Here is a 12,718-nt window from a genome sequence, read left to right on the forward strand (position 1 = left end):
AATATTTCTCTAAATATTAGGGGGTGAAGGTGATTTTGATCGCTTTTCCCAGTTTTTCATACGGGGGCTTCCTATGTCCAATAAATGAGGTGCTTGTTAAAAAAACACAATCCCCATTAATGGCTATTGTAATCTATGGATTACAATAGTATTTTTGCAGTGGAATCTTTAGATAACATTTTTGGGTTTTCAATTGTTATATGAAGATGACATTTTAAATCATTTGTTTGATCGATACAAACCTTGAATCACATGAATCAGTTCAAAGCGGGGAAGTGGCAGGAAGCCATTGATGTAAGGGATTTTGTGGCGCAAAACATTACGCCATACGACGGGGATAGCAGCTTTTTGTGCGGACCTACTGAGCGAACCAAGCAACTATGGCAGATTTGCCTTGATGCGATTGCCGAAGAGCGGGAGCGTAATGGCGTTCGTTCCATTGATAATGAAACCATCTCCACGGTGACTTCTCATCAGGCCGGGTTCATTAATAAAGACCTTGAAATGATTGTGGGTCTTCAGACTGACGTATTGCTGCGTCGTGCCATGAAGCCTTATGGTGGCATTGCCGTGGTAGAAAAAGCTTGCGAAGAAAACGGGATGAAGGTGAGCGACCGGGTGAAAGACATTTTTACCAATTATGCCAAAACACACAATGATGGTGTGTTTGATGTCTATACACCTGAGATTCGTTTGTTCCGCTCTTTGGGGATTCTTACCGGTTTGCCCGATAATTATGCTCGCGGGCGAATCATTGGCGACTATCGTCGCATGGCGCTTTATGGTACCGACAAACTGATTGAAGCCAAAAAGAAAGACCTTGCCGGATTGAATGGCCCCATGACTGACGAACGCATTCGTTTGCGTGAGGAAGTGGCTGAGCAAATCAAGGCATTGTCGCACATTCGCCAATTGGGTGAAATATACGGATGCGACTTGTCGCGCCCGGCCGAAACTGCGCAGGAAGCCGTGCAGTGGGTCTACCTGGCCTATTTGGCTGCGGTGAAGGAGCAGGATGGTGCTGCCATGTCGCTGGGTAACGTGTCGTCGTTCCTCGATATTTATATTGAGCGCGATATGGCCGAAGGGCGAATCACAGAAGAGCTGGCTCAGGAGTTTATTGATCAGTTTGTGATGAAGCTTCGCCTCGTTCGCCATCTGCGCATGGATGCTTACAACGAGATTTTTGCCGGCGACCCCACTTGGGTGACCGAAGCCATTGGTGGAACCCTCATGGATGGCCGTCACAAAGTGACCAAAACTTCGTTCCGTTTCCTGCAAACGTTATATAACCTTGGGCCTTCTCCTGAGCCTAACATGACTGTGCTTTGGTCGCAGAAACTGCCCGAAGGATTTAAAAAATTCTGTGCTCAGGTATCTATCGATACTTCGTCCATTCAGTACGAGAACGACGACCTGATGCAGTGCACCCGCAATAGCGACGATTATGGCATTGCCTGCTGTGTATCGTTTCAGGAAATTGGCAAGCATATCCAGTTTTTTGGTGCACGCTGCAACCTTGCTAAAACGTTGTTGCTGGCCATCAATGCCGGTCGTGATGAATTGAGTGGAAAGCAGGTGTTGAAAAACATCCCCCCCTTAAAGTCCGATGTGCTCGATTTTGATGAAGTGATGGCCAATTTCAAACTTGCAGTGAAAGAGGTGGCTCGTGTGTATAACGAGTCGATGAATATCATCCACTACATGCACGACAAGTATTACTACGAGAAATCGCAAATGGCTTTGGTGGATACCAACCCTCGAATCAATCTGGCTTACGGTGCTGCCGGTTTAAGCATTGTGGCCGACTCCTTCTCGGCCATCAAGCATGCTAACGTGACTGTGGTGCGCAACGATCAAGGTCTTTCGTCCGAATTCCTCATCAACGGTGAGTATCCCTGCTATGGCAATGACGATGACCGGGTTGACATTTTCGCCAAAGAAATCCCTGCCTATCTCAATGGCATCCTCAAAGAGATGAAAACCTATAAAAATGCCGAACCAACGCTGTCTATCCTCACCATTACCTCCAATGTGGTTTATGGCAAGAAAACCGGTGCCACACCCGATGGTCGCGCGCAAGGCGTCCCTTTTGCACCCGGTGCCAACCCCATGCATGGTCGCGACAAGAGTGGAGCCATTGCGTCGTTGAATTCGGTGTCGAAGATTGACTATACCGATTCGCTCGATGGTATTTCCAATACCTTCTCCATTGTTCCCAAGACCCTTGGGCCAACTGCCGAAGTTCGTCAGGAAAACCTGGTGGCAATTATGGATGGTTATTTCTCAAAGATGGCTCACCACCTCAACGTGAACGTGCTCAATCGCGAGATGCTCGAAGATGCCATGGAGCACCCCGAGAATTATCCGCAGTTAACCATTCGCGTGTCGGGATACGCGGTGAATTTTGTTCGCCTGACCCGTGCACAGCAGCAGGATGTGATTGCCCGCAGTTTTTTTGAGTCGATGTAAATCGCCGAGTCATTATTGGGTTATCCCATCTTATAGATATTTAAACGAAGGAGGATGCCTGGTTTTTTGTTGAGGTTGTCATCGGGTGACTGTGTGATATTTTTCAATAAAAATCTTGGCAACTTCTTCGGTTAAATGCATCACTTGGCGTTGGGGGGTATTCTTTTGTACCTTACAGACTGTTTTCATTCAAACATTGTCGCATGTTAAGAGTCCATTCGGTGGAATCGCTGGGCACCTTTGACGGCCCCGGTATTCGGTTGGTGATTTTTTTGCAGGGATGCAATTTCAAGTGCCTTTATTGTGCCAATCCCGATACCATCGAATGTTTGGGGGGGATTCATTACACGGCCGAAAGCATTGTGCAGATGGCTCGCAATCAGCGCCCGTTTTTTGGTGCCAGGGGCGGTGTCACTGTGTCGGGCGGCGAACCCTTGATGCAGGCGCGTGATTTGATTCCTTTGTTTAAGATGCTCAAGGATGAAGGGTTTAATACGTGCATCGACACCAATGGCAGCATTCTCACGGCCGATGTGAAGCTTTTGCTCGAGTACACCGATTTGGTATTGCTCGACATCAAGCACATTCATCCTGAAAAGCATCAAATGCTTACCGGGATGGCCAATGGTCGTACGTTGTCATTTGCCCGTTATCTGCAAGAGCAGAACAAGCCGGTGTGGATACGGTATGTGTTGGTCCCCGGCTATTCCAATGATGTGCAGGATATGCACCATTTGGGAGAATTCCTCGAAAAGATGGACAATGTGCAAAAACTGGAGATTCAGCCTTATCATAAGTTGGGGGTTCACAAGTACGAAGCTTTGGGTTGGGATTATCAACTTGAAGACGTGCCAACCAATACCGCCGAACAGCTCAATGAGGCTCGCGACATTTTCGCGAAATACGTTAGGGAGGTTGTTGTGAATTGATGACCTCCATAAACTCACTTTTTACAACTTGATTTTACCAATGGGTTATTATTCCCCTAAAGAAATATTGGAGCGGGTGCACGAAACGGCTCGCTACAAAGCAAAAACGAATGTTTCGAAAACCCTGGTGCTGGCCTTTATGGCAGGTGCTTACATTGCCTTGGGCGGCTTGCTGAGCATGGTTGTGGGGGGCGGCTTACCCGGCCTGGCTGAAACCAATCCCGGTTTGCAGAAGTTTATTTTCGGTGCCGTGTTTCCCCTCGGGCTCATTTTGTGTGTGGTGGCAGGGGCCGATTTATTCACAGGCAATACTGCGTATTTCATTCCCCCGGTGTTTGGTCGGAAAATGCCGGTCACGGCCATGTTTAAAAACTGGACACTGGTGTGGCTGGGTAATTTTGTGGGAGCCTTATTCGTGGGGTTCGTGTTGGCTTATTTGACAGATGTTTTTGCCAACGACCCGTGGAAATCGACGTTGTTTCACATTGCCGACATCAAAACCTCTGCTCCTTTTTATAAGGTGTTTGTCAAAGGGATTGGAGCCAACTGGCTGGTGGCATTGGCCGTGTGGCTGGCTTTTGCGGCCAAGGATATCACCGGAAAAATTTTGGCCATCTGGTTTCCCGTGATGGCTTTTGTGGCCATGGGATATGAACACAGCGTTGCCAATATGTTTTTCCTGCCCACTGCCTGGATGTATGGAGCCAATGTGTCGTGGATGGACATCATTGTGAATAACCTAATCCCTTCCACTTTGGGCAATATTGTGGGCGGATCGTTGTTGACCGGTGGGTTGTATTGGGTTGTGTATGACCGCGACTGAGGTTGTGGTGTGTTGAATGTATTGGCCGGTTTGTGAATGCAAGCCGGCTTTTTTATTTCTCATGATGGTCGGTTGTTTGATTGGGAGTGCAATGAATACTTTGGTCAGTTTTTCTCATCATTTAGTCAGAATGTCACAATGTGGTCTGTCTTCTCACCTTATTTTTGATTGATGTAATTATTTAACTCATCCGCTTCAATCAATATTATGAAACAATCTCTCACCTTTCTGTCGTGGCTGTTGTGCGCAGTTCTGTTGTCTCAATCAGCGAATCATGATTTATTGAAAGTATGGTACACTCAACCTGCTTCCCGTTGGGTGGAGGCACTGCCCATTGGCAATGGCCGCTTGGGTGGTATGTTTTTCGGCAACCCGGCTTGCGAGCAGTTGCAGATGAACGAAGAGACCGTTTGGGCTGGCGAGCCTGGCAATAATTTGCCTAAGGGTTTTAATCAGGTTTTGCCTCAGGTGCGTGAGCTGATTTTTGCAGGAAGGGAAGATGAAGCTCAGGATTTGGCATTGACCCGTTTCCCGCGTCGGGTAGGAGGGGATAACAACTATGGCATGCCATACCAAACTGTTGGCGATTTATGGATAGATTTCCCCGGGCATGAACAGGCCGTTAACTATTATCGTGAACTGGATATTGCCAGGGCCATTGGAAAAGTCACTTACCAGGTTGGGGAGGTCACTTTTCAGCGCGAATATTTTGCCTCGGCCATCGACCAGGTGATGGTGGTCAGGCTCACTGCCAGCCAAAAGAAACACATTTCGTGCACGTTGTCGATGAGTTCACCCCATCAGTCCAAGCGGGTTGTGGTTGACGGTGGTCAATTGATGCTTTCAGGCACGGGCAGCGATTTTGAAAACAAAAAAGGACGCGTGGCTTTCAGTGCTCAGGTGTTGCCGCTTGTGCAAGGGGGTGATTTGCTCTGCAACGACTCTACGATTACCATCACGGGAGCAAATTCGGTGACCCTGTTGGTGTCCATTGGGACTAATTTTAAAAATTATCGCGACATCAGTGGGGATGCTGCTTTGATGGCTGCCAATATCATAGATAAAGCCAAAGCCAAATCGTACCCGCAATTGCAAGGCGATCACGAACGTGATTATCGAACCCTTTTCGATCGGGTGCAGCTTGAACTGGGCGTGACCGATGCAGTGAAGAAGCCCACCGACCAACGGGTGATTGATTTTGCCAAAGGCAATGACCCGCAAATGGCGGCTTTGTATTTTCAGTTTGGACGATATCTGCTCATTTCGTCTTCGCGCCCCGGCACCCAGCCGGCTAATTTGCAAGGCATCTGGAACGATTTGCTGGAGCCGTCGTGGGATAGCAAATACACCGTGAACATCAATACCGAGATGAACTATTGGCCGGCCGAAGTCACCAACCTGTCCGAATTGCATGAGCCCTTGTTTGCCATGCTGCACGACCTCGCCCAAACCGGTGCCGATGCTGCCCGTGAAATGTACGGCGCTCGCGGATGGGTCATGCACCACAATACTGATATCTGGCGTTTCACCGGCCCCATCGACGGACCCTTTTATGGCCTTTGGCCCATGGGCGGTGCCTGGCTCACTCAGCACATGTGGCAGCATTATTTATATAGTGGCAATGTCTCTTTTCTTAAGGGCGTTTATCCCATTTTAAAAGGATGTGCGCAATTCTACGCCGATGTGTTGCAGCGCGAGCCTAAGAATGGGTGGCTGGTGGTGTCGCCATCCATGTCGCCCGAGAACGCCCATCGCAAAGGGGTGTCGCTCACGGCCGGCACCACCATGGACAATCAGTTGGTATTCGATGTGTTTTCAAACGCCATTGTTGCATCCGAGTTGTTGGGCATCGACCCCTCGTTTGCCGACTCTCTCCGGGTGATGCGTCAAGCCTTGCCGCCCATGCAGATTGGTCAGCACGGCCAGTTGCAGGAGTGGTTGAGCGATTGGGATCGCATGGGCGACCATCATCGGCACGTGTCGCACCTTTATGGCCTTTATCCCGGCAATCAGGTGTCGCCCCGCATGCAGCCCGAGTTGTTCGCGGCTGCGCGTAACTCCTTAATTTATCGTGGCGACGTCTCTACCGGATGGTCCATGGGGTGGAAAGTGAACTTGTGGGCTCGTCTGCTCGATGGCAATCACGCTTTCAAGTTGCTGTGCGATCAAATAGCACCGGCTCCCCTCGAGATGAAGGGAGAAAAGGGCGGAACCTATCCCAATCTTTTTGATGCTCATCCTCCTTTTCAGATTGACGGCAACTTTGGGTGTACATCCGGCATTGCCGAGATGCTGATTCAGAGCCACGATGGGGCCATTCACCTGCTGCCGGCTTTGCCCGATGCTTGGAATACCGGTGCGGTGAAAGGGCTGCGCGCTCGCGGGGCCTTTACCATCGACATGTCCTGGGCAAACGGCCGTGTGACGGCTTTGACCGTGCATTCGGGCATTGGCGGGATGTGTCGTTTGCGTCTGCCTAATGCGCTCTCGGGACAGGTCGTGCTCACTCCGGCGGCCGATGACAGTCCATGCCCCAATCCGTTGATGGCTGCTTCGGTAATCAAGCCCCCTTTAATGAATGACCAAGTGAACCTTGTGGGGGTGACGCTGCCACAAACCTTGCTGTTCGACTTTGTGACCATGCCCGGTAAAAGTTATTCGTTTAAATGAAATGGAGCTTTGTGTGCTTATTTCGCTTTCGCCCCTTGATGTGAGTTCTGTCCGTTTTTACCTAAAAAATATCTGTCCATGAAACTGCTGTTGCAACTCCTTTTTTTGCTGATGCTGACGACTGCTCAATTTGCCCAATCCCAAGCGTTGATACCCTTGTGGGGCCGTGGTGAGATGCCTAATTCCAAGGGCATGCGCCTCGATCGCATCGAGGCGCGCGAGCGGGTCACGCAGGTGGATGTGCCCGGCATCTATCCATTTTTCACGTCGCACGAAGAGAATACCGGTGCCGCGGTGCTCATCTGCCCGCCGGGCGGCTACCAAAAGCTGACTTACCAGATTGCCGGGTTTCAGCTGGCCAAATGGTTCAACACCTTTGGGGTAAATGCCTTTGTGCTGATGTACCGCATGCCCGCGTCGCCCGATTTGATGCAGCCCCATTTGGCTCCCTTGCAGGATGCCCAACGTGCCATGCAGCTCATTCGGTCTCATGCCGAGGCCTGGGGCATTCATCCCCAAAGGGTGGGGGTGATGGGATGCTCGGCGGGCGGACATCTGGCCGCGTCGCTCAGCACCTGGACCGAAAATGTGACTTCGGTGAGCGACACCATTGCCCGGCAATTGTTTCTGCCCGACTTTCAAATATTGGTGTCGCCCGTCATCACCATGGGCGAACTGGCGCACGCCGGCAGCCGAAAGGCATTGCTGGGAGCGTCGCCAACCGCCGAGCTGGTGAGCCGGTTTTCGTGCGAGAAGCATGTCACGCCATCTACCCCGCCGGCCTTTGTGGTGCATGCCCAAGACGATGCGACGGTGCCCGTGAGTAACAGCCTGATTTATTATCAAGCTCTGGTGGCCAACAGCGTGCAGGCTTCACTGCATCTGTTTCCTGCCGGAGGGCACAGCATCGCCCTGCGCAATAATCCCCCAACCACCAACTTGTGGCCGCAATTGTGCGAAGCCTGGATGCGCGAAATGGGGTGGCTCACCCCCGTGAAATAAAAAAGCCGCCCGAGTGTGTCTCCGGGCGGCTTTGATTTTATGGGCGGTTTATTTTTTCTTTTTCTTTGGGGCTTTTTTCAGCGCCATCTCCTGATCGTTGAGCTCCTGGCCAAAGTCGGGCGTGCCATCGGCATTCCACTTCACCACGCGGGCGCGGGTGTGACGGTTGGGATCGTACAGCGAATCGCCGGTAATGTCCTTGTAGTCGCGGGCGTGGTAAATCATTACATCGGTTTTGCCATCCTCGGCCACCGTAAAGCTGTTGTGCCCGGGGCCAAAACGCTTGAGTGATTCATTGGTGTAAAACACCGGTTTGTCGAGCTTGTGCCACGCGGCGGGGTCGAGCAGGTCGGCATCGGCATTGGCCCACATCATGCCCATGCAGTAGTTGGCATCGGTGGCACTGGCCGAAAAGGTGAGAAACACCTTGCCATTGCGCACAAGCACGGCCGGCCCTTCGTTCACTCGGTATTTTTTAATTTCCCAGTCGTACTCGGGCTGGGTGATGACCACTTGTTTGTCGCCCAGCGTGGTGGGGCTGGTCATGTGAGCGATGTAAAGGCCGGTGTTCACCACTGTGCTCGAGGCGCGGTCGGCCCAAATCATGTAACGCTGGCCGTTCACCTCAAAGGTGGTGGCATCGAGGGCGAACTCATCGCGGTGGCTTTTCACCTGACCTTCTTCCACCCATTGGCCGGTGGTGGGATCTTCCGAACTATTGGAGAGGGCATACATGCGAATGGCCCATTTGTCTTTGGCCGAGCCGGCGGCAAAGTAGATGTACCATTTGCCGTCAATGCGGTGCATCTCGGGCGCCCAAATGTGGTTGCCCATGGGGCCGCTGGCATGTTTGCGCCACACCACCACGGCCGGCGCTTGTGCCAGGGCGGCGATGCTTGGGGCTTTGCGAATTTCGATGCGGTCGTACTCGGGCACGGTGGCAATAAAGTAGTAGGTGCCATCGGCGGCACGGGTCACAAAGGGGTCGGCACGTTGCTCGATGAGCGGGGTGGGGTACTGATTCTTTTTCAGTTTTTGAGCCTGGGTCGACAGGCCTGCCAGCAGGAGGCAAACCGTGGTGATGCGGATGATCAGATGCTGTGTTTTCATGCGTTTACTATTTTTTGGTTCCTGATTATTGTGGATGCGAAGGTCGCAGTGTTGTCGATTATGACATCTTCTGGCCTTTTTCAAAAATACCCTTTTCAACACATTTTTATGCCTCATGTTTGATATTTGGAGTGGACAGATGGGGATGTTTTGTATGTGCCGCAGCATGTGGTTTGGCAATAAACTGATAATTTTGACCCACGCCCGAATGCTTGTTTCCGGGTTAATGTAAGTGATGCCGATGGATTTGTCAACCAATAATTTTTTCATGAGTCGTGCTGATGCCGATTTCTTCGCCCTCGATGCCCTGGAGGTGGCGCCACGCTTGCTGGGGCAAACCCTGGTGCGCTGTTTTCCCGATGGCTCGCTGGCTCGTTTCACCATTTCGGAGGTGGAGGTGTACCGTGGCGAAGAGGATTTGGGCTGCCATGCTGCCAAGGGGCGCACGCCCCGTACCGAGGTGATGTACCACCGGGGCGGTCTCGTGTATGTTTACCTCATTTATGGCATGTATTGGCTGCTCAATATTGTCACCGGTCCGGCCGACCATCCGCAGGCCATCCTCATTCGTAGCTGCCGCGAGGTGTCGGGCCCCGGCCGACTGGGCAGGGCACTGCTTCTCGATAAGAGTTTTTATGGCGAGTCGTTACTCACCTCGCAACGCCTGTGGGTCGAACTCGACCCGCATTTGCCGCCCCAGCCTTACATCACCTCACCCCGCATCGGCATCGACTATGCAGGACAGCACTGGGGCAGCATCCATTGGCGGTATGTGTGGAAGGGGGGTGGATGAGTTTTTTCCTGATGTGGATGTTCCATGTTGAGGCGTCATCTTTTTATCGCCGCGACTCTCTGTTTTTTTATCGACGATATGACTCGTTTGCGTTATCTGCTTTGTTATTTAAACTCATGGCGTAACAAAATAACTCAGCGCCTTCGCGCCTTTGCGTTTATTCTGACTCTGTGATGCTTCAATCAATGGTCTGTTTGATAATTTTTACCCATCGGCTTGTAAAATGAGTAATTTTATACCAATGTCGTTAAGTTAAGAGAAGAAGACGTAAGACGATGAGACAGATGATGAGATAAGGAAAGATAATTAGATCTGTCTTCTTCGTCTTCTCAGTCTAATCGATCTGTCTGCTGTCTAAAATTCTTCTTGTCTTTTATTCGATTGTCACTAACTAAACGACATTGAACGCGATAACCGTTACCTGGTGACTCATATTACCAATAATCATGTGGATGGTCACCACTTCTCATTCTGACGGCTTTCGTCATTCCCTTTCCCTCTTTTTTGCTTTGCTCACCGCTCTCAAACTGTCGTGATTGTCAGTTTTTAATGCGATGTTCTGTCTGAAACATCCGGCAGCGCATTTAAAACATCCGATGTTGCATTTATTATACTCGCTTGTCTGTTTTTTGGAGACGATGTCGCATGTTTTTCGAGCGGTGTCGACTTTTTTTGAGGCGATGTCGCATTATTTTTTGTCAACATCGCATCTGTTTTATGCGTTGTTCTCTCATTTTGACTCGATGTTGCATGAGATTGGTTCAACCTTCTGTGTTTTAAATGCGACGTCCTGTATTTTTTATGCGATGCCCTGTTTCTTTAATGCGACGTCCTGTGTTTTAAATGCGACGTCCTGTTTTTTTTGGTCGATGTCGCATGTTTTTGGGTCGATGGGAGGTCAAAAACTGACAACGTCCTACCCCATTGGTAGGACGTTGTCAGTTTTTGGTAGGACGTTGGGGGTTGTGCGTGTCAGTTTGTCAGTTTTTGAGTCGATGGGGGTCAACGCGGTGGAGTCATCGGGTAAAAAAAAAGCCCGGTGATGCACCGGGCCTGCCACTTATTGAGTAGATTCCACCTTTCGGCTTCGGGTGGCGAAGCGAGCCGATAAATCATCGTGTATAACTTTGGCGCCTGGCACGTTTTGGCGGGCGGCCTGTTTCACGCTGTTGTAAAAGGCCAGCGATGCTGTGTAAGCTTCGCTGCCGGCCAGAAGCATGGTGTCGTCGATGAGCGAGGCCATCTGGTCGATTTGCGATTTCAGGGCAATCAGGTTGACAGCATCGGCCACATCAATGTCAAAATCGGCCTTGTTGATGTAAGCGGGCAATAGCTCGGGTTGTTGGCCGGCATACTCTCGGGCTTTGGTGACGAATGCCAGGGTTTTTTCGCCCATTTTGGGCAACACCTGACGATCGGCCACAGTGAGCGATGCCATGTAAGGTCTCAGCAGAGTGGTTACTTCGGTCAGTTTGCGTTGAACCTCCGTCAGCGTTTGCGCCGGAATTTGTTGAGCATGAAGATTTGGATTCATAAAAACAGTATTAAGTTTTGTTCAATGCGAAATTAATCGCTTCATCGATTTATGCAAGTCCAAACCTTAAGTTCTGTTAAAAATCAGGATAAAAAGGGGGCATCAATCAACCCAAAAGGGGGGTGCGGAAATGCCATCCCGATGTTTCCCCGGGTGCCTTGCCCTGTCAATTGATGGCCTTCTTCAATAAAAACCACGAGGGCATCAGCATCAAATTCACGCCATAAGCATATTCCAGCTGGCCGGCATCCAAATCGTAGTATCCCTCGGCCATCACCCCCAGGCGGATGTCGCGGTATAGCTGATGGGTAAACAGCATTTTGCCTGTTGCCAGGTTGCGGTGCTTGCTGTAAATAATCGGGTTGTAGTCCGACACCGACTGGAAGAGGGCGCTGCCCCGGGGTGCCACATAGTTGGTGGCGCCATAGTAACCCACCATCAGTTGCAGCTGGCGGGTGGTCATTTGCAGGGTGGTGTAAAAGGCTTTGCCCGTGGTGAAGGGCAGTCCCGACTTTTTGGTCAAATCTTTATATCCCAGTCCCGACACGGTCCATTTTATCTCGTCGATGCGCGAGGCCACGGGCTTGCGCGAAAACTCGAAACCGATGGCCACATTGGCCAGACTTTGCATGGGTTCGTCGAAGTTGCTGATTTGCCCTCCGGTGTGCGCGGCCAATAGCTGCACGGGGATGCTGATTTGCCAGTGGGCCGAATCGCGCAACAGGTGGTAGGTCGAACTCAGTCCAAAGGTGAATTTCTCGGGCTTGTTGTCGCCATGCCTGATAAACTGCTCCCAGTTGATCCACGTGTCGGCATGCCATTGGCGGCTGTTGTAGATAAATTGCAGTCCGTTTTCGAGGGGCGATGCGTAAAGCTTCTCGGGATCGAGGATGGGCTCGAGTATGCTGTGGTGCACGGTGCCCCGCAGTGTGCCAATGATCATGTCGAGATGGGGCGTGAGCCGGCTGTGCAGCGAAATGATGGGTTTTATCTCCGAAAAATCCTGCTCACCGCTGTATTTCTTCAGATGGGCGCCGACCTGCAAGCGCACCCGGTTGCCGGCATAGTAAAGGAACGACGGTGCCAGGTCGTGTCCCAGCATGGTGTATCCCTCGGTGTAGTCGCCAAAATATTCGTAGTTTTTAAAGAAGTTGTGGTTATCAATTCTGAAAAAGAGCTTGTCGGCATCCAATGTGTCAAACTCGGCGTAATGATGCAGTCGCTCGTAGTTGAACTGGCCATGGACGGGGAGATTCATCATGCATAACAACAGGGCGGCGACAATGATGCGAACGGGCTTTGACATACGGAGCGGTGGTGTTTGAGTGGCGGTTGATGATATATTTATAACGGTTTGTCCACTTTTATTATGGATGCGGATGCTA

Annotated in this window: 9 protein-coding genes; 6 read left to right on the forward strand and 3 right to left on the reverse strand. The window is 50.9% G+C overall.

The genetic code is table 11. From position 1 onward, the window contains the following. The first annotated feature begins 252 nt into the window (after nucleotides 1-252). From pflB to LX69_RS10360, 5 genes are all read left to right on the forward strand, one after another. Nucleotides 253-2,472, forward strand: coding sequence for a formate C-acetyltransferase (gene pflB, locus LX69_RS10340; RefSeq protein ID WP_111445950.1), 2,220 nt, complete (start codon nucleotides 253-255; stop codon nucleotides 2,470-2,472). Nucleotides 2,473-2,675: 203 nt separating this feature from the next. Then, nucleotides 2,676-3,401: a pyruvate formate-lyase-activating protein gene (gene pflA, locus LX69_RS10345; protein WP_111445951.1), complete on the forward strand. Its 726-nt coding sequence runs from the start codon at nucleotides 2,676-2,678 to the stop codon at nucleotides 3,399-3,401. A gap of 40 nt (nucleotides 3,402-3,441) precedes the next feature. Continuing rightward, nucleotides 3,442-4,224, forward strand: a complete 783-nt coding sequence (locus LX69_RS10350; protein ID WP_111445952.1) for a formate/nitrite transporter family protein — start codon at nucleotides 3,442-3,444, stop codon at nucleotides 4,222-4,224. Between the two features lie 207 nt (nucleotides 4,225-4,431). After that, on the forward strand, nucleotides 4,432-6,894 hold the full coding sequence (locus LX69_RS10355; protein ID WP_111445953.1) for a glycoside hydrolase family 95 protein: 2,463 nt from the start codon (nucleotides 4,432-4,434) through the stop codon (nucleotides 6,892-6,894). Between the two features lie 78 nt (nucleotides 6,895-6,972). Then, the gene (locus LX69_RS10360; protein WP_185741712.1) at nucleotides 6,973-7,896 is read left to right on the forward strand and encodes an alpha/beta hydrolase; all 924 of its coding nucleotides are present in this window, start codon (nucleotides 6,973-6,975) and stop codon (nucleotides 7,894-7,896) included. 48 nt (nucleotides 7,897-7,944) lie between these two features. On the opposite strand, the gene LX69_RS10365 is transcribed toward LX69_RS10360, so the two are convergent. Further along, nucleotides 7,945-9,006 (reverse strand): glycoside hydrolase family 43 protein, encoded by a 1,062-nt coding sequence (locus LX69_RS10365; protein WP_111445980.1) that lies wholly within the window; start codon nucleotides 9,004-9,006, stop codon nucleotides 7,945-7,947. Nucleotides 9,007-9,274: 268 nt separating this feature from the next. On the opposite strand from LX69_RS10365, the gene LX69_RS10370 reads away from it, so the two are divergent. Continuing rightward, nucleotides 9,275-9,799, forward strand: coding sequence for a DNA-3-methyladenine glycosylase (locus tag LX69_RS10370; protein WP_111445954.1), 525 nt, complete (start codon nucleotides 9,275-9,277; stop codon nucleotides 9,797-9,799). A gap of 1,060 nt (nucleotides 9,800-10,859) precedes the next feature. On the opposite strand, the gene LX69_RS10375 is transcribed toward LX69_RS10370, so the two are convergent. Both LX69_RS10375 and LX69_RS10380 read right to left on the reverse strand, forming a co-directional pair. Then, the gene (locus LX69_RS10375; protein ID WP_111445955.1) at nucleotides 10,860-11,333 is read right to left on the reverse strand and encodes a hypothetical protein; all 474 of its coding nucleotides are present in this window, start codon (nucleotides 11,331-11,333) and stop codon (nucleotides 10,860-10,862) included. A gap of 166 nt (nucleotides 11,334-11,499) precedes the next feature. Then, nucleotides 11,500-12,639 carry a hypothetical protein gene (locus LX69_RS10380; RefSeq protein WP_111445956.1) on the reverse strand — a complete coding sequence of 380 codons (1,140 nt, stop codon included), beginning with the start codon at nucleotides 12,637-12,639 and terminating at the stop codon, nucleotides 11,500-11,502. Nucleotides 12,640-12,718: the final 79 nt, after the last annotated feature.

Source organism: Breznakibacter xylanolyticus (genome assembly GCF_003254275.1).
Taxonomy (GTDB): Bacteria; Bacteroidota; Bacteroidia; order Bacteroidales; family Marinilabiliaceae; genus Breznakibacter; species Breznakibacter xylanolyticus.